This is a genomic window from Pseudoalteromonas sp. GB56 (assembly GCF_054923835.1).
Window position 1 is genome coordinate 2,654,042 of the sequence record NZ_JBPCHK010000001.1, and the last position, 17,358, is coordinate 2,671,399.

19 protein-coding genes are annotated in these 17,358 nt (G+C 45.2%); 5 read left to right on the top strand and 14 right to left on the bottom strand.

Features of this window, described 5'->3' with window-relative positions; translation table 11 throughout:
- Positions 1-34: 34 nt before the first annotated feature.
- The 5 genes from ACH19P_RS12395 to ACH19P_RS12415 all read right to left on the bottom strand — a co-directional run bounded on the left by ACH19P_RS12395 (position 35) and on the right by ACH19P_RS12415 (position 3,240).
- Positions 35-1,105: a diguanylate cyclase gene (locus ACH19P_RS12395; RefSeq protein ID WP_462158833.1), complete on the bottom strand. Its 1,071-nt coding sequence runs from the start codon at positions 1,103-1,105 to the stop codon at positions 35-37.
- 219 nt (positions 1,106-1,324) lie between these two features.
- The gene (locus tag ACH19P_RS12400; RefSeq protein WP_462158834.1) at positions 1,325-2,008 is read right to left on the bottom strand and encodes an N-acetylmuramidase family protein; all 684 of its coding nucleotides are present in this window, start codon (positions 2,006-2,008) and stop codon (positions 1,325-1,327) included.
- Positions 2,005-2,205, bottom strand: coding sequence for a hypothetical protein (locus ACH19P_RS12405; protein ID WP_462158835.1), 201 nt, complete (start codon positions 2,203-2,205; stop codon positions 2,005-2,007). The genes ACH19P_RS12400 and ACH19P_RS12405 overlap by 4 nt, the downstream gene beginning before the upstream one ends.
- 178 nt (positions 2,206-2,383) lie before the next feature.
- The gene (locus ACH19P_RS12410; RefSeq protein WP_462158836.1) at positions 2,384-2,734 is read right to left on the bottom strand and encodes a cyclophilin-like fold protein; all 351 of its coding nucleotides are present in this window, start codon (positions 2,732-2,734) and stop codon (positions 2,384-2,386) included.
- A 23-nt stretch (positions 2,735-2,757) separates the two neighbouring features.
- Positions 2,758-3,240 carry a (R)-mandelonitrile lyase gene (locus ACH19P_RS12415; RefSeq protein ID WP_462158837.1) on the bottom strand — a complete coding sequence of 161 codons (483 nt, stop codon included), beginning with the start codon at positions 3,238-3,240 and terminating at the stop codon, positions 2,758-2,760.
- A 182-nt stretch (positions 3,241-3,422) separates the two neighbouring features.
- On the opposite strand from ACH19P_RS12415, the gene ACH19P_RS12420 reads away from it, so the two are divergent.
- A complete protein-coding gene (locus tag ACH19P_RS12420) occupies positions 3,423-4,340 on the top strand; it encodes an AraC family transcriptional regulator (protein WP_462158838.1) in 918 nt (305 codons plus the stop codon).
- Positions 4,341-4,344: 4 nt separating this feature from the next.
- Here ACH19P_RS12420 and ACH19P_RS12425 read toward each other — a convergent pair whose 3' ends face one another.
- Together ACH19P_RS12425 and lacZ are read right to left on the bottom strand one after the other, a co-directional pair.
- Positions 4,345-4,770 carry a (R)-mandelonitrile lyase gene (locus ACH19P_RS12425; protein WP_462158839.1) on the bottom strand — a complete coding sequence of 142 codons (426 nt, stop codon included), beginning with the start codon at positions 4,768-4,770 and terminating at the stop codon, positions 4,345-4,347.
- A gap of 255 nt (positions 4,771-5,025) precedes the next feature.
- Positions 5,026-8,163, bottom strand: coding sequence for a beta-galactosidase, LacZ type (lacZ, locus tag ACH19P_RS12430; RefSeq protein ID WP_462158840.1), 3,138 nt, complete (start codon positions 8,161-8,163; stop codon positions 5,026-5,028).
- A 464-nt stretch (positions 8,164-8,627) separates the two neighbouring features.
- On the opposite strand from lacZ, the gene ACH19P_RS12435 reads away from it, so the two are divergent.
- A complete protein-coding gene (locus ACH19P_RS12435) occupies positions 8,628-9,698 on the top strand; it encodes an alpha/beta hydrolase (protein ID WP_462158842.1) in 1,071 nt (356 codons plus the stop codon).
- Between the two features lie 50 nt (positions 9,699-9,748).
- Positions 9,749-10,795, top strand: coding sequence for an NAD(P)-dependent alcohol dehydrogenase (locus tag ACH19P_RS12440; RefSeq protein ID WP_462158844.1), 1,047 nt, complete (start codon positions 9,749-9,751; stop codon positions 10,793-10,795).
- A gap of 49 nt (positions 10,796-10,844) precedes the next feature.
- Here the strand turns inward: ACH19P_RS12440 and ACH19P_RS12445 are convergent, their stop codons facing one another.
- A complete protein-coding gene (locus ACH19P_RS12445; RefSeq protein ID WP_347392622.1) occupies positions 10,845-11,780 on the bottom strand; it encodes a LysR family transcriptional regulator in 936 nt (311 codons plus the stop codon).
- 107 nt (positions 11,781-11,887) lie between these two features.
- Between ACH19P_RS12445 and ACH19P_RS12450 the strand changes: the two genes are divergently transcribed.
- Together ACH19P_RS12450 and ACH19P_RS12455 are read left to right on the top strand one after the other, a co-directional pair.
- Positions 11,888-12,106, top strand: coding sequence for a hypothetical protein (locus ACH19P_RS12450; RefSeq protein WP_462158846.1), 219 nt, complete (start codon positions 11,888-11,890; stop codon positions 12,104-12,106).
- Positions 12,107-12,108: 2 nt separating this feature from the next.
- Positions 12,109-13,038 carry a sodium-dependent bicarbonate transport family permease gene (locus tag ACH19P_RS12455; protein ID WP_462158847.1) on the top strand — a complete coding sequence of 310 codons (930 nt, stop codon included), beginning with the start codon at positions 12,109-12,111 and terminating at the stop codon, positions 13,036-13,038.
- Positions 13,039-13,068: 30 nt separating this feature from the next.
- On the opposite strand, the gene ACH19P_RS12460 is transcribed toward ACH19P_RS12455, so the two are convergent.
- From ACH19P_RS12460 to ACH19P_RS12485, 6 genes are read right to left on the bottom strand one after another with little or no spacing between them, the layout of a single operon-like run.
- Positions 13,069-13,497, bottom strand: coding sequence for a group I truncated hemoglobin (locus tag ACH19P_RS12460; protein ID WP_462158848.1), 429 nt, complete (start codon positions 13,495-13,497; stop codon positions 13,069-13,071).
- Positions 13,497-14,321 carry a DUF3034 family protein gene (locus ACH19P_RS12465; RefSeq protein WP_462158849.1) on the bottom strand — a complete coding sequence of 275 codons (825 nt, stop codon included), beginning with the start codon at positions 14,319-14,321 and terminating at the stop codon, positions 13,497-13,499. Before ACH19P_RS12465 ends, ACH19P_RS12460 begins: the two co-directional genes overlap by 1 nt.
- Positions 14,305-16,326 carry a putative bifunctional diguanylate cyclase/phosphodiesterase gene (locus ACH19P_RS12470; RefSeq protein ID WP_462158850.1) on the bottom strand — a complete coding sequence of 674 codons (2,022 nt, stop codon included), beginning with the start codon at positions 16,324-16,326 and terminating at the stop codon, positions 14,305-14,307. Before ACH19P_RS12470 ends, ACH19P_RS12465 begins: the two co-directional genes overlap by 17 nt.
- Positions 16,274-16,627, bottom strand: coding sequence for a hypothetical protein (locus tag ACH19P_RS12475; protein ID WP_462158851.1), 354 nt, complete (start codon positions 16,625-16,627; stop codon positions 16,274-16,276). Before ACH19P_RS12475 ends, ACH19P_RS12470 begins: the two co-directional genes overlap by 53 nt.
- The gene (locus ACH19P_RS12480; protein WP_462158853.1) at positions 16,617-16,949 is read right to left on the bottom strand and encodes a hypothetical protein; all 333 of its coding nucleotides are present in this window, start codon (positions 16,947-16,949) and stop codon (positions 16,617-16,619) included. Before ACH19P_RS12480 ends, ACH19P_RS12475 begins: the two co-directional genes overlap by 11 nt.
- A complete protein-coding gene (locus ACH19P_RS12485; RefSeq protein ID WP_462158854.1) occupies positions 16,912-17,262 on the bottom strand; it encodes a cupredoxin domain-containing protein in 351 nt (116 codons plus the stop codon). Before ACH19P_RS12485 ends, ACH19P_RS12480 begins: the two co-directional genes overlap by 38 nt.
- Between the last annotated feature and the right edge of the window lie 96 nt (positions 17,263-17,358).

Genomic DNA, 17,358 nt, shown 5'->3' on the forward strand with positions numbered 1-17,358 from the left:
TTTTATGTTCACTCAAACATAATTCCTGAAGCGCTTACCTAACGATTTTTGAGCCTTCAAATTTCTTCGCTTCATACATCTTGTTATCTGCTTCTTTAATCATTAAGTCGATATCTGGGTTATTGTCTTTCGTTACTTCAACAATCCCCACGCTGAGTGACAGATCTTTATACGTTTGCGTAAACTTGCTGATAATGCGCTCGCATATTTTTTCAGCGTTATCTAAGTCACAATCAGGCAGGATGATACAAAACTCATCGCCGCCATAACGGCACGGCACATCGATTTCTCGCAACGACGCCATCATAATCTGCGACAAATACTTAAGCACTTCATCGCCTTTTATGTGGCCTTGTTTGTCATTCACTTCTTTGAAATTATCCACATCAAAATAAATCAGTGACAAACTGCTGTTATTGCGTTTGAGCATGGCCACTTCACGTTTGAGCACATCTCGCATCGCCCGCTGGTTGTATAAGCCGGTGATGGGGTCTTGTTTTGCCAGCTCTTCAAGTTGCTTGGTACGCTCAGCCACTTTTTGTTCCAAACTTTCCGCGTAGGCTTCGGTTTTCTTCTTCGCGGTTTCGATTTCACCCACCAAGCTGCCAATGTAGGTGTCAAAGACCAAAGTGGTATCAAAATAAAACAGATTATCAAGGGCTTTGAGAGTCTCTGTTAAGGTCACTTCTTGGCTAATATTCTCTCTGAGCACTTCCACAATCAGCTCTTTAAGTGAGCGCACCGCAGATAAATAAAGTTTGGGCTCCACGCCGATACGTTTATGCACCATGCCGATACGCAAGCGGTTATTTACGTATTCACTGTCGTAATTACCTGCAAATAAATCAACGATGTACTTACGCTGTGCATTACGAAGTCGAGTTAAGGTATCGGCATCACCAATCAAAAGTGAGATTTCGTCTATCTCGGTTTGTCGCAGATAGAACTCATCTACCACTTCATCGACTTTTTCTTCGATTAAAAAACGTTGATTTGCAAGCAGCCTAAAACAATCTTCACTTAGGCCCAAAAGCTCTTTGCGATTGACAATATCAACGTCACTGATCTGCATCTGCTCGAGCAAAGTGGTATCGGTTCTTCTCATATTAGCCCTTCTGACACACTGACACGTTCCTTGCATTATCGTGAACGTTACTGAGGATTAACGTGCACTCCATTCATTTAAATTTAGGTCAAAAGTGCGGTTGTGCAATATGGCAAAGTGCGAATCGTTTGTTAAAGATCAAAAAATATAAGCTTTTTCTTATATATGTTACCTTGCTAGGAACAAAGTACCCCTTTAATGGACTTTCAATGACTTATGTTATTGGTGAAGCGCAAACTCGGCGTATGCACTCGCCATTTTTTCATCATAACGATTGTTAGCATAACCTGGGCCGTTATAAGCGCGCGCAAAAGCCGCCCAGTTTTTTGTAACTAAATAACGCACGATATTATTGTGTGTAATAAAGCCAACAAAGGCGTTCAAGTGCTCCCGCTCCGAACTAAACATGGCCTTCACAAACTGCTTCACCGTGCCGTACCCACATAGCTGACTGTTGAAACCCATAATTTGAAAGCGCCCCCATGATGCAGAACGAAGCGCCGCTTCAGGGTTTAACGTCATCGCCGCTGCAAGGCGTTGATACTCTCGTTCACCACCAAGATACAAAGACTTATCCCATGTAGGACTCGATATCTGTGGAAATTGAGTATCGTATTGGTGATTGGTTTGCCGAGAAAATATGTGGGCTTCGAACAAGATTTTCGGGCGCCAATCGGCGAAAAAAGCCTTGCCTGCACTTTCAACGCTGGCTACCGCTTTGATAGCAGCAACTTCACACCCTAAGTGGGACGCTATCTGCTGATAGTCTTGATCAGAAACTAATGCGCTCGGGTGTGGGATGGGCAATACATAGCTACTCGCCCCTTCTAACTGGGACAGCTTTAGATTGATCATTTGCTGTGTACGCCCGCCTACATCAATACGGCCATCAGGTTTGGTCATACCCACAACGTCGCGCTGGAATAATTGGATAGCCGCAACCGTATTTGAGCTTGCCGGCGTTTGCCCAGCAAGCCATCAACGGCCAGCTTGTTCATGGATGGAAGTGAGTCACAAAGCGCGTTGAGTGCAGTTTGCACCGCGATAACGTCGTCTCGATTGTTGACACCACCGATGCCAACACTGTGAGTAATGTTCATGAGCTTTCCTTGATGATGTAAGTACCGAATCGAATTTGAATATCATCGACTGGTAACCGAAGCACGCGACTAGCGAACATCCGTGGCTCATGGTTTCAATACTTGACCCTACCCAGGGAAAAATCAAGATTGCTGCTCTCTAGAGTACCTTTATCGGCTTTGATAAAACTCATCCAACTCACAATTCGCTGAGCACCTCAATCAGGTTGTTACTATTTTCAAATAATTCCTCGAACGCTCCTGACAGCCGCCCTAACTTTATCAAACCATCGGCATAGCCAAAGTCCTTATAGAAAATGGCAAGGTTCCCCCATGGCGCATAATAGGTGATATCACCATATTTTGCGCCACTGCCTGTTGGGGCTCCGTCTCGATTCAATGGTGCAGGTAAGTCAGCCACTTTCTCCGCATTGGCATAACCACTGAAGTTCAGAGTCAAAGGTAGCAGTGAATAAAATGATCGTCCTGATGGAGTGTCCATCAAATGACCTTCGACCACTGTGCTATTTACACGAAAATATATCTTCAAGGTGCAGTCCTATTATGACGAAGTTAAGGCTTATATTGAGAGTCGCTGACAGCTTCCATCCAAGTAACAACTTTGCCATTTTGTGATTCTTGAATCGCTAAATGAACCATCGCTGTGCTATCGGTTGCACCGTGCCAATGTTTCACATTCGCGGGAATATGAACTACATCCCCAGGAGCGATAACAAGACGCCGCCCATGCCACTGTTGCACCCACCCCTTTCCATATGTCACCACTAAAGTTTGTCCTACAGGGTGTGTGTGCCAATTTGTGCGACTGCCTGGCTCGAATGTTACTGTGGCACCCGCAGCTCGCGCTTCTCCTTTTGCTTGAAATAGTGGCTCTACTCGCACGGGCCCAGTAAAAAAAGGTTCCAACCCTTGCATAGGCAGTTGAGTACCGTTGACTTGGATACTAATACTCGCTTTATCTGCGCCTTCTGCCAATGCATGGCTCGCCAAAAACGTAATGGAAAATAAAAGGGGTATATGTAAAAACTTTTTCATTGCGGCCTCCGCCAATAACTTGATTTATGTGTCTGTTACATTCTTGCGAAATTACCTCGAACTAAATAGTAAACAACTGCGAAATGATTGCCTATTCGTCCGTTCCAGTGGAAATATAGATAGGCGAAACCGAAACAAGTACCGTACACTAGGGGAATGAAAATCTCCCCGACATCGATATTATGCAAGACGCTAAACAACGCATTGAAGCCATCAACTGTGAACTCGCACATAAAATAGATCAGCTCACTGGTTCGTTGTCTATGAAAACAACGGCAATAAATGGGCTGGAATTTTATCGTCAGAATGAGCCCGCAGATTCATGTTCATTATGTGTCGTAGAACCCAGTATAGCTCTGGTGGTCCAGGGTAAAAAAAGCATGACGTTAGGTGACGAGGTTTTTCAATATGATCCTTATCGGTTTCTGATCACCTCATTAGATTTGCCTGCGCGAATGCAAGTACTAGAAGCCCAAGGAGATCAGCCATACCTCGGTTTAGTGCTCAAGTTTGATTTGAGTGTTTTGAGTGAACTTATTTTACAAGCTCCATTGACTAAAGAGACCTCATTACAAAACGATAAAGGTATGGCGCTGGGGGAGACGACACCTGAGTTGCTTGATGCGTGCCTAAGGCTTGTTTCATTATTGGACGACCCTCAATCCCTGCCCGTTTTAGCACCATTAATTAAACGCGAAATATTCTGGCGCGTGTTAATCAGCGAACAGGGCGCAAGGCTCCGCCAAATAGTTTCTGCCGGCAGCCAAGGGCTGCGGGTGTCACGTGCTATCGAATGGTTAAAGGCTAATTATAACACCCCGCTAAGTGTCGAAGCTTTGGCTGAGATGGCACAGATGAGTAAGTCGACCTTCCATCATCACTTTCGTCAACTTACAGCGATGAGTCCTTTGCAGTATCAAAAGCGTCTACGTTTACTTGAAGCGAGACGCCTAATGCTCGGTGAGGATTGTGATGCATCAACTGCTGCTTACAAAGTGGGTTATGAGAGTCCATCGCAATTTTCACGGGAATATTCCCGTTTATTTGGCGCCTCTCCTAAACGAGACATAGAGCAGCAGCTGGCGCAATTAAAGGGCTAGATATTTATTTTTCCAGCTCACCCAAGTACACGTCATCTGTTACTGGCTCAAACCAATCAACGGCTTTACCATCTAACGTTTCTTGGACCGCAACATGTTGCATTGCCTGTTGCGGTGTTGCGCCATGCCAGTGACGACGACCACAATTGCACCAAATAATATCACCAGGGTAAATCTCTTTTTTTGGTCCGCCTTCGCATTGGGTCCACCCCACTCCTTGAGTAACAACCAACACCTGCCCTAGTGGATGTGAATGCCAGTGAGTGCGAGCGCCAGGAGAAAAGTTTACTATGGCTGCACCGACTCGAGCAGGGCTTGGTGCGTTAAACATATTGCTAATTTGTACATCGCCAGTGAACCATTGTTCTGGACCTTGAACCGGCTCAGCATCTGCTACGCGTGCTATTTTCATATCCTCTGATTGCGACATGCAACCTCCTCACTTTGAACATTTAAGGGGCAACTTTACATCACTTCACCAATTCAAAATTTAGTACCGAATGAAGTAGCTAGTGAAGTAGCTAGTGAAGTACCTAGTGAAGTACCTAATGAAGTTCCAATACATTAAGCCGAGTTATCACGGATTAACATGCCTGAAAATACGTAAGCCTTGCCTAATTACACAAGGTTAATTACTGGCAAACATGTAAAAAGCGGCGCATCGGCGCCGCTTTTTAGTTACTTTCTACTTCAATATGGGCTGAACCAACAACCGTAATCGATATTCCTGTTGTTTATTTGGCAGCAATCGGTATTCATCGTACGGCGTCGCTCCCCAGCTGTTGTCACCACCCACACCGCGCTGGCGTAAATCAAAAACTAACTCTGTTAATGGGCGGGGCTGAATGTCTGAGATATGACGGTTAGCACCAATTTTTGGATAATCAAAGTCGGCAATCGTATTGTGATGTGCTGTAAAATCAAACTTTGGTTCGCCAATGACGCGTAGGCCTTCCCCTTGGTCGTTTCTAATCTCCAACCAACGCGTATCGCTACGGTTGCCGTTTTCTTGAGGGCGAATATAAGGGAAGTACAAATCTGCCACTGATGCACTGTAAACCCCTAGGTTAGCTGCAAATTTCCTATCCTGATAATTCTCCCATGGACCACGCCCGTACCATTGCACTTGCTCAAAGCCCTCTGGCATTTGCATCTTCAAGCCAAAGCGAGGCATTTCTGGCAGACCTTTTTCAAGGGTTGCTTGGTAGTCCACCAACACATCTCCGCCGCGACCTACCGTGTATTCGATGCTCGCATTGCTATTGAGTGTGGGCAAATGAACAGCAAAACGTATCACTGCGATGCCATCTTGACGCTTCAGTTGCACATCCATAATTTGCGCTTTTTGTGGGGCATCTTTATAGAATGCACCTGCTTTTTCCCAAAGCCTGTTACCATTATCTTTATCAGTCATCGCTCGCCAGAAGTTGGGGAATAACCCTTCCTTGACCATTTCCGTTCCACTGACTTTATAACTTGTTAAGCGTGCTCGCTGTTTATCAAATAGCATCTCGGTATCACCCGTCGAGATGGCTATAAACTCTTTATTATCTTTAACTCGTAATCTCTTAGCGGGCTCAACATCAAGCTCAGATTGCTTGGCTACATTGATAAATTGGGCACTTGCAACTGAATGCCCTTTGGGTACCATGCCTTGAGTCTGTTTTTGCACAAAATCAAGATTCACGACATACTCCGCACCAGATTGCTGCACATAAGACGAGATTTCATTAACCTCAACTGTACTAATCCCTTGAGGAGCTGTGTCTAATTCCTCTAATTGACCTTCAGCGACGACCTTGCCATTTTCAAGCAATTGCCAATGACCTTCTACGTAGCTTAAATCTCTGAAGAAATTACGATTGATAATAGCAAAGGTAGCTGCGCCTTTTTGCTGTACATCAATGTCTTGATACAGCTTTTTCACTTCGTACAGCACGGGATGTGGCACTCTGCCAGCACCGATCAAACCATTTGCAAGATAGTTACTGGCATTGCGCACGCCCTCGGGTTCAAAATCACCGCCGTAAGCAAGTACACGGTTACCATCAAGACCCGCTTTATACAGTCCTTGGTCAACCCAATCCCAAATACTGCCACCTTGTACTTGTGGATGCTGATACACAAAATCCCACAACTCTTTGAGGTTGCCGCCACTATTACCCATGGTATGTGCGTATTCCACCCAAATAAATGGGGTATCCGGATAGTTTCCTAGGTAGTTTTTCTCTATTTCCTCACGATTGGCATACATCCAGCCAATTACATCGGTCATTTTTTCTTTGTGCCAGTTTGCACGCGTCTCGTATTGCACGATACGATTATCATCCATACTTTTGGCAAGTTCATAAGCCTCAGAAATACTTGGGCCTGGGCCAATTTCATTTCCCAAAGACCACGCGATAATTGATGGGTGGTTTTTATCACGCTCAATCATGCCACTGACACGGTTCAAAATTGCGTCTTTAAATTGTGGATCATTTCCTAGACTTCCGTCTTCCTCGAAGCCATAGCCATGGGATTCAACATTTGCTTCATCTATCACGTACAAACCATACTCGTCACATAGTTGGTACCAATATGGGTCATTCGGGTAATGGGATGCACGAACTGTATTAATATTGAACTGCTTCATAAGCTCAATATCTTTTCGCATACTCTCACGACTCACCACCTGTCCAGTAGTCGGTTCATGTTCATGACGATTAACACCTTTTATTACAATAGGCTTACCGTTAACGAGCAGTTGCCCTGATTCAACCTTCACATTTTTAAAGCCAATCGCCTGACGGATGACTTGTGATGTTTTTCCTTCTTGCTCTAATGTCAAAACCAGATCGTAAAGCTTAGGCACTTCAGCCGACCAAGGGGTGACCCCTTTAATGGTGTGCTTAAGGTCGATGCCATAACGTTGCTGTGCTTTAACGTGTGTGAGCTTCTGTTGTTGCCATATACGGGTGTCACCATCAAACAATTCAGCAGTAAGCGCTATGTCTTTATCACTTTGCTGAGTGTTCTCTAACTCTACATTAAGCTGCAATAAGCCATCTTGATAGTTATTGGTCAGTGACGTATCGGCATGAAAATCCCACACTTGGGTTTTTGGAGCGAGTTGTAAAAATACATCGCGTTGTACACCACTGACTCGCCACATATCTTGGTCTTCAAGATAACTGCCATCACTCCAGCGGAATACTTCGATCGCAATGGTATTTTTGCCCGATTTTAGACGCGAGGTGATATCGAACTCTGAGGGTAATTTGCTGTCTTGGCTGTAGCCAACTTTTTCTCCATTTACCCATACGTAAAAGGCTGATCGCACACCGCCAAAATGCAAAATAACGCGTTCATCTAGCCACTTTTGTGGGACATTAAAATCACGGCGATATGAGCCAACAGGATTATATTTTGGTGCAAGCGGTTTGTTTTTAGGAAAGCCATAGCCGTGATTGACGTAAATGGGGTAATCATACCCCTGTAGCTGCCAATGTGACGGCACTGGAGTCAAAGGCCAATCAGAGACATCATAGTCAGGTTTAAAAAAGTCTCTTGGACGCTGCTGAGGATGTTCGACAAAGTTAAAATACCATTGGCCGTTCAACGAATAGTAGTCACTCGAATTACGTTCATCACCAATTTTGGCTTCTTCTTGCGTCGAATATGACGCAAAGAATGCTCTATCTGGTAACGCGCCTATTTGATATATCGCAGGGTTTTCCCAGTCATTAGCGGATACCTTGTTATTGTTCTCATTTGCATAAACAGCGCTGATTGAGCTACTCATAACGAGACAAGATGCATAGCCAACTACTGGCAACCTCATAGCTAATCTATTCTTTATCTTCCCCAGAATCATGTTCATCCTTATATAAGTGTGTTGTTATCTATTGGTGCATATTGATGTTACGCCCTCAATTAGTAATACAATAATATATTTCCACAACAGATCAATATGAAATGCGGTAGTTGAACAAATGAGACCTAAAACTGTGCCAATCAAACCAGCACTATTTGATTCACCCTGGAGGAAACAATAAAGAAGATTGTACAAATAATCTGATGAACGACTCGATATAAACAAAGTGTAAGTTTTATTGATAACTCTTCTTACTCATACTTTTAGGCAATAACGTAACAGTTTTGTGTCTTCGAAAGAAAACCCTCAAGCAGCATAATGACAGCCATACATCGCAGTAGGTTTAGTTACTCGTAATTTAGAAAGCTCCTGCGATTATGCCTACTGATACAAATCAGATATTAGGCTCATTTGCACAATTGGAGGATTTTATGAAAAAGTCGACTAAGTCACTTTCGTTGAACGCACTGTTGATGTCAGCAACCCTTATGTCTGCAGGTGCAATCGCACAGCCTGTAAATTCGTCATACCAGCCTGATCTCAGTCAGGGTGCCAATAACTTCTTTAAAAGCGAGCGCGTCACTATGCAAAAAGTCTCATTTCAAAACCTATATAAAATGAAGGTCACGGGTAATTTGTACCTACCTGCTGACATGAAAGCGAACGAGCAGGCACCTGCTATCATCGTCGGTCACCCTATGGGCGCGGTGAAAGAACAAAGTGCCGTGCTGTATGCACAAAAGCTGGCTGAAATGGGTTTTGTTACCCTTGCAATCGACTTGTCGTTTTGGGGTGAAAGCGAAGGCCAGCCACGTAATGCTGTACTACCAGATATGTATGCTGAAGACTTTAGTGCTGCTGTGGATTACTTGGGAAGCCGCGACTTTGTCGCCAAAGAGCGCATTGGCGTGTTAGGAGTGTGTGGCAGTGGTGGTTTTGCCATTAGTGCTGCCAAGATTGACCCGCGCATGAAAGCAATAGCAACGGTAAGCATGTACGACATGGGTGCATTTTCTCGCGACCTATACGGCAAAGTACAAACCATGGAACAACGTAAACAGGTTATTGCCGAAGCTGCGGCACAACGTGATGTAGAATTTGCCGGCGGTGAGACAAAATATACAGGCGGCACACCTCACGAAATCAATGAAGATTCTCATCCGATTGCGAAAGAGTTTTATGACTTTTACCGTACACCAAGAGGAGAGTTTACACCTGAAGGTTCATCACCGCAGTTAACAACTCATCCAACACTCAGCAGCAATACCAAGTTTATGAATTTCTACCCATTCAACGATATTGATTCAATTTCACCGCGACCACTGCTGTTTATTTCTGGCGACCAAGCCCACTCAATAGAGTTTAGCCAAGACGCCTATGAGCGTGCTGCACAGCCAAAAGAGCTATTCCTCGTAAAAGACGCGGGCCATGTCGATTTATACGACCGAGTTGACTTAATTCCTTTCGATAAACTCGCCCAGTTTTTCAACAACAATCTATAATTTGAACCACTTGGGGCAGCACTACGCTGCCTAAATCTACTGGAGGCAACATGAAAACAATAGGATATGCCGCGCAATCAGCGCAAAGCCCTTTGACTCCCTACGAATACGAATGCCGTGCGTTGCGTGATAACGACGTAGCGATTGAGATACTCTATAGCGGCGTATGCCACAGCGACTTGCATACAGCCCGCAACGATTGGGGATGGACCGTATACCCAACCGTTCCGGGGCATGAAATTGTAGGCCGCGTTATTGATGTAGGCGCTAAAGTAAACAGTTACAAAAAAGGTGATCATGTTGCTGTGGGTTGCATGGTGGACAGCTGTCAGCAATGTACCCATTGCCACAGTGGTGAGGAACAATTCTGTGAAGAAGGTTTTACGCAAACGTATAACAGCCCTGATAGGCACACCCAAGAGCTGACCAAAGGCGGTTATGCAAAAAACGTGATTGTGCGTGAAGAGTTCGTTTTACGTGTGCCTGAATCACTTGATTTAGCCAAAGCGGCACCGCTACTTTGCGCCGGAATCACCACCTATTCACCACTGCGTACTTGGGATGTGGGCCCAGGCAGCACGGTTGCCGTTGTAGGTATGGGTGGCCTTGGTCATATGGCTATCAAGCTGGCTGTAGCTATGGGTGCACATGTGACTGTATTGAGTCGCTCACAGAGTAAAAAAGCCGACGCGATGGAGCTAGGTGCGGATGCATTCTTATTGTCAAATGATGAGCAGAGTATGGAACAGGCTGCCAGTACGTTTAACCTTATTATCGATACCGTGCCAGTAAAACATGACCTCACACCCTACATTCCACTGCTCAAAGTGGATGGTACCCTCACGCTCGTTGGCCAAGTAGGTCCGATGGCTGAGTTCAACACCGTGCCCATGGTCATGGGTCGTCGCCGGATCGCCGCGTCACTGATTGGTGGCATTGCTGAAACACAAGAAATGCTCGATTTCTGCGCCCGCTTTAACATTTTGCCAGAGGTGGAAATGATCACCATGGAACAAATTAATGAAGCGTTTGAGCGCCTAGAGCGCGCTGATGTGCATTATCGCTTTGTTATTGATATGCAAAAATCATCGTTTTAAACCTAATGAGATACGAGCCAAACGCTCGTATCTCCTTCAATTGTACTCTCTACTTACCCTGCAATGCTTGGTGCATCATCGCCTGGCCTTCGGTTTCCACGTATTCCAAAAACACCTGTGCTATGGGTGAGAGTGTTTGCCCTTTGAGCCATGAAAACGACCATTTTGTCTTAATCGGCAGTGACTCAACATTCACTACTTTCACGCCATAAATTTCGCCAAATGCGAGTGTATGGGCTGATAAAATAGAGACCCCGAGCCCTGATAAAACCGAGTGAATGATGGCCTCATTACTGGCGATGGTCATTTTGATATTGGGTTGAATATCATGCTCTTTAAAGAATGTTTCTGTCGCGAAGCGCGTGCCAGAACCTTGCTCACGAATTAAAAATCCGGCTTGGCAAAACTCCTCTAATGACACCTTCTTTTGCTTTGTCAGTGGGTGCGCTGCAGGTGCAATAGCAACGAGATCGTTGGGCATAAACTCTCGCACTTCAATAGCCAACCCTTGTGGTAAATGGCTGAACACATAAAAGTCATCTAACCCTTGCTCAAAACGTTCAATCACTTGCTGGCGGTTGGCAACGGTAAACTGAATATCAATCCCCGGATAGCGCTCACAAAAGGGCCCAAGTAGATGTGGAATGAAGTATTTTGCGGTAGTTGCGCAAGCCAAGCGCAGCGTACCCGATGTTAACCCGCGTAAGTTAGAGAGTCGCATATCCAGCTCTTCACAACTTTGCAGTACTTGCCGTGCGGTTTGCACTGTGGCAATACCCGCATCAGTGAATTTAAGCTTACGACCCACTTGCTGATAAAGCGGAAATCCAATTGCTTCACTGAGTTTCTTCAACTGCATAGACACCGTCGGCTGAGTGAGAAACAGGGTTTCCGCAGCGGCTTTCACACTGCCACCCTCGTAGAGCGCCAACAAGATTTCCAATTGCCTAAATGTACCAATATGGGCATGTAAACGTGATGCCATTGCCACCTCAATAAAATAGATTTTTATCTATATTAAATGTAATTAATATCTATTTTTATCTATCAATCATGAAATGTAAACTTCTCCAAAATCTTAAGGAGAAAAACATGACTAACCGTGAATTAGTATTTTCTATAGTGACCAGTTTGGGATTACTCGGCGTAAGCCTTATAGGCCAACAAATTGGCTATGATTCTCTTGGATTTGCACTAATTGCAGCAGCGCTATTAGCATTCACCATGGGTAATAAAGCTAAAAGCAAATTCTCCAGCAAACAACTCAACCACGCCAATGTGCGTCTTCACGACCCTGTAGGAGAGAAGTAATCATGGTCATAGACGCTGTTGTCGCCTTTTTCATTCTCGGTGTTGTTGCCCAAATTTTAGGGGCCAAACTGCCCTTCCCGGACGGCTTATACAAGTCTCTGAGCATGTTCTTAATGATAGCTATTGGCCTTAAAGGGGGCCTAGCACTGCAAGAACACATTGACCCTGCATTAGTTGGTATGTCGGTAGCAGTGGTCGCGTTTGGTCTGTTACTACCGTTAATTGCTTTTCCAATCCTTCGTTACTTTGGTCAACTAGACAAAATAAACGCTGGTGCTATCGCTGCGCACTATGGTTCGGTGAGTGTCGCCACCTATGCGGTTGCAGTAGCCTTGTTAGAGGCCAGTAATATCAGCTACGAAGCTTACTTCCCGCTGTTTGTCGTGTTATTGGAAATGCCTGCAATCTTGGTGGGGTTAGTGCTCGCCCGCGGTAGTCTGAAACAAATTGATGGGCATTTTATTAAAAAAGAACTCATTGCTAACCAAAGCATCTTACTGATGCTAGGTAGTCTAATAATTGGTTACTTTGGCGGCCCGAGTGTGACTAAACTCGCCCCCTTCTTTATCGAATTATTCTCTGGTATTTTGGCGCTATTCCTATTGAAGATGGGCCTTGTCGCCGGTGAACAGCTGGCTACACTCAAGCGCAATAGCCTGTTTTTAATCAGCTTTGGTATTCTTATGCCGATAATAGGCGGCCTTGCTGGCACAGGCTTGGGTATAGCGATGGAATTAAGCGTAGGTGGTACCGCACTGATGGCGGTACTCGGTGCGAGTTGCTCTTACATTGCTGTGCCCGCAGCGATGAAAGAAAGCTTACCTGAGGCGAATGCGGGCATGTCTATCACCGCCTCGTTAGGGATAACCTTCCCGTTTAATGTGTTGTTTGCGGTGCCATTTTTTATTGCACTTGCACAACATGTTGCCTAACCCTGCATCTTAGAGGCCCTGAACTGGGCTTCAAATTCCCATCACTTGTGGGCGCATCGGTGCGAGCATTTTTAACAGGCGGTTTTGGGTGGGATAATCCACATCGTTTTCTTCTAGGGCGATAATAAGCAACTCGACCACACGATTGAAATCTGCCTCGTTGATGTTCATGCCCGTATGGATGTCGACCATGCTATCGCCTTTGTATTCACAAGGCCCGCCCGTAGCAGCGCATAGGTGGGTAATAAAGCCTTGGCGAAAATGACTGACACTGGCTTTGGCAAAATAGGGGAAAATGGCTTCGTCTTTGGCTATTTGTTTTATAAAAGAATCGGTGATCGATTCAATCCCTTGCTTTTCACCCAAGGCTTGATAAACGCTTACCTGTTGTTTAGACGCGCATCCCAAAAGCGCCATCACACTTAAGACCATCAATAGATATTGGTTGATTGCTCGCATTAGTAATACCCCACTACTGATAAATACCAGCCCTGCTGATCCGGCACAGCAGCAATGGCACCCAGTTGCACATAGGCAGCGGTGACACTGATATGCTTATTGGGAAACCAAGCAATAAACACATCTCGCCAGTCATCTTCCCCTAAGCCAAGGTTGTTTGGCTTTTGGCGATACTCAACCCCCACAGCGAGATGCTGATTTAACAATACCGCAGCAGAGAGCTCAGTTTGAATTGCGCCGTTACCTTGGGCACCACCAAATCCAAGTAACCCCATTTCATTGGCTTCGGTATATCGCAACGTAGCATTCCACAAGAAGTTGTACCCAGCAACCATGCCTAAATGCAGTTTGCTGGCAGCCAAATAAACATCAGTACCTGAATCGTCTTTGGCACCGACTGCAAACGCAATGTCTGCGGTATCTAATCGTTTATGTTGTGCCCCTAAGGATATTTGTGGCCAGGTGCTGTACACCACATCGCCATACAAGCGGACCTTAACCCCGGTGATCGACTGCTTGAGTGTAAGGTTTAGTGGGTCGACATCGAATCGTTGCTCTGCATAAGATAACTCGACGCGGTCAAATAAGTTGCCCTGTACACCGCAGCTATCAAGCTGAAAATCATCAACTGATGCACGAGAGCAATAACCAGATAGTGCCCACTCATCCTCGGTTGCGTAACCGACGAGTTGCGCCCAAGGGACGAGTCCGCCACCGGCAGAGCCTTCCACTTGGGAAACACCGGGGGTGGCCAATATCTTGCCATTGGCGTAGCTCCAAAATGGCATCAAGAGAATGCAGGCTGCACTAATTAGTCTTTTCATAGTCACAGTACCATTGAATAAGTTGGTCCGGCTTTAACGGCCGAGATAAGTAATACCCTTGGGCATAATCGCACTTATACGATTTTAGCAGTGCGAGGCTTCGCTCAGTCTCCACCCCTTCAGCAACAACGCGCAGGCCCAGTTTATGGCCAAGCTCAACTGTAGAAGAAACAATGTCTTGATCCTCTGCACAGGTGTCTAAATTGAGGATAAAGCACTTATCAATTTTAAGCTCATCAACTGGCAGAGTTTTCAGCTTTGCGAGTGATGATTGGCCAATGCCGTAATCATCAACAGAGACTTCAAACCCAAGCGATTTCAGGTGCGATAACCGTGAAATTATCAAGGCTTCATTGTCAGCAATATCCCGCTCGGTCAGCTCTAAAATGATCTGTTTCGCAGAAACTGAAAATTCGCCCACAGTATCAAGCAAGTAGCCCACAAATCCTGTTGCCTGAATATCTTGAGCCGACAAGTTAATCGACACATTAAAGTGATAACCCTGCTCATTCCATTGCGCTACCTGCATGATCACGCGGCGAATAACCCATTGCGTGAGGGCTACAATCAAACCCGATTTTTCTGCCAAGCCAACAAACATTTCTGGGTTAACAAACTCACCTTCTTTATTGACCCAACGGATTAGCGCTTCTAATTTATCAACTTCACCTGTTTGCAAATTCAACTTAGGTTGATAGTTCAAAAATAAAGGGCTTTCACGTGCTTCAAGCGCCTGCTTTAACTCTTCAATCAAACGCAACTTGAACAAGTAAGCTTCATCTTCACCCTGTTTGTAATGACGCACCACTAACTGTTCTTTGACTGCCATAGAAGCCGCCATCGACACACGGCGCACCAATTTTTCTGCGTCAGTACCGTCTTCTTGGGAGTTCGCGATACCGTAGTAAAAGCTCAGCAACAGGTTGATCTCTTCCAGCCAAAATGGCCGTTCAAGCTCTGCACGCAATAACGAGCAAAGTACGGATAAGTGGTCGAGGCTAGCGATCGGAATCGCCAGTAAAAAATCATCACCACCGGTCCGCGATGTTAAAATAGGTTGCTTCACATCAGCCTTGTCACAAAACACGCTCAATCGCGATGCAATTTCAACCAGTAGCTTGTCACCGTTTGCCACACCTATGGTGTCATTCAGACCTTTAAAGCCCTTTACATTCACATTAACCAGCGCGATATACAAGTTGTCTTTTAGGTAATATTCCAGCTCTTGCAAGAACTTGGGGCGGTTAAACAAGCCTGTTAGCAAGTCACGTTCGGCTTGATATTTAATTTTAGATTCACGGCTTTCAATGGCGTGGCCCATAGTAGAAAAGCCACTGTAGAGAGCTTTAAATTCTCTTGGCAACGCTTGCCTAGGTTCGGGCACTTGCAAGTTACCCTCGGTGATATCTTCGGTTAACCCCAATAGCGTTTTTAATGGCATAGTAATGCTGCGTGACAACCACCCTGATAACCCTACCGCAATGAGCAGCACCACAAGGGCACCTAAAAATGTCGCATAAATCAACTGATTAAAATCACGGTGAATGTCGCTTAGCGGCGCAGAGAGTATGGCAACAACCTCGTTAGAGCTTGCAAACGGTTCACGTTGATGAAAAAACTCATCATTAGATAACAGTAAACCCAACGTACTCGCACTGGTATTGGAAGTTAACAACATATCTGCGCTGGGGTTAGCAAAACTAGACTCTACTATCTGGTCATCGTTCACTAAGGTTACATCCACGGACGAGACTTCCTTGAGTTGTTCTAGGGCACGCTTATCGAACATAAAGCCAATGTATGCGTAAGCAATGATACGTGGTGCTTTCACCGGCACCACAATCACCTGATACACATCGTTCTCAATGCTCAGGATTTGGGCGTAACCCGCGCGCAACGGTAGCTGGCCAATATAGGGTGTGAGGTCCTCAGGGAGCTCACGACCATTGGTGCTAATGGATACCGACTCGCCATCCAAGTCTGTAAGCATGATCAAAATCGGCATTGATGCGTTTACCGTGATTGAGCAGTGCACTTTCTATGGTGCCTTGGTCACGTGTAGCAACAGCTTGTTTAAAACCAAAATCGGCTGCGAGTACGCTTGCAGAGGTACTGAGCACCTGCTCTTGTTGCAATATAGTTTGTTGTAATACATTACCAGCGACCTGCATTTGCTTTTGCATTTGCTGTTCAATGTAGTGTGCTGTTTTAAAAAAGTAATTGGCAGTAAGCACCACGATGGTGAGCAAAATTAACCCTGTGGCCAACCATGTTATCTGTGCTTTGAAACTGAGCTTATTGAGCATTAGTAAATACGTCTTCGAAACTGTCTCTTGCTTGGGCGCTCTGCACGTCTATTACTGCTTGATACCCTTTTTCCGTTTTTGAAAGTGAAGAAACAGCCACGACTTGACGTTTTTCTACTCCCGCTTTCGCTCTAGGGTGCCATAGCCACACAGCAGCTCCTAAGGCGGTGTCATCGTCAATCCAAACTTGCCCCTGTGAATCCGTTTTGTAAGCTGGGTGCTCGTGAACATAGATATATCCAACCATGGCATCGTGAATATTGCAGCCCAATACCACTACGCCATTAGTTTCGAAGCGAACGGTCTTTCGGCTGACCCGCATACAGCTTTAATTCAAAAGGCTTTGCTTGCGAGAAAGAATAAACGTGATGACGAATATCATCGCTATTGGGAAACTGTACCAAAGAACTTTTACCCACCAGCAGCACATGCGGGGCAAATGATTTATCGACTTGGTCCATCACTAAGGGTGAAGAATCGGGCTGAGCTGGGACAACAGTCTCGCTCTGCAGCTCGATAATCGCATCTGCTAAAGGTTGCCCTTGTTGATCTACAACGGTAATCAAGGTTTTTGCTTCACTACCCAAAGGTAATAATAAGGACAGCGTAGCGACAAATATTATTATTTTTTTCATTATGTTAGTTGTGTTTCATCGGCAAGCAAATAACTCATCTAAGCATAGCCATACTCTGTAGGACTGTCTAATGAAGTGAGACGTAGGAACAGTAAA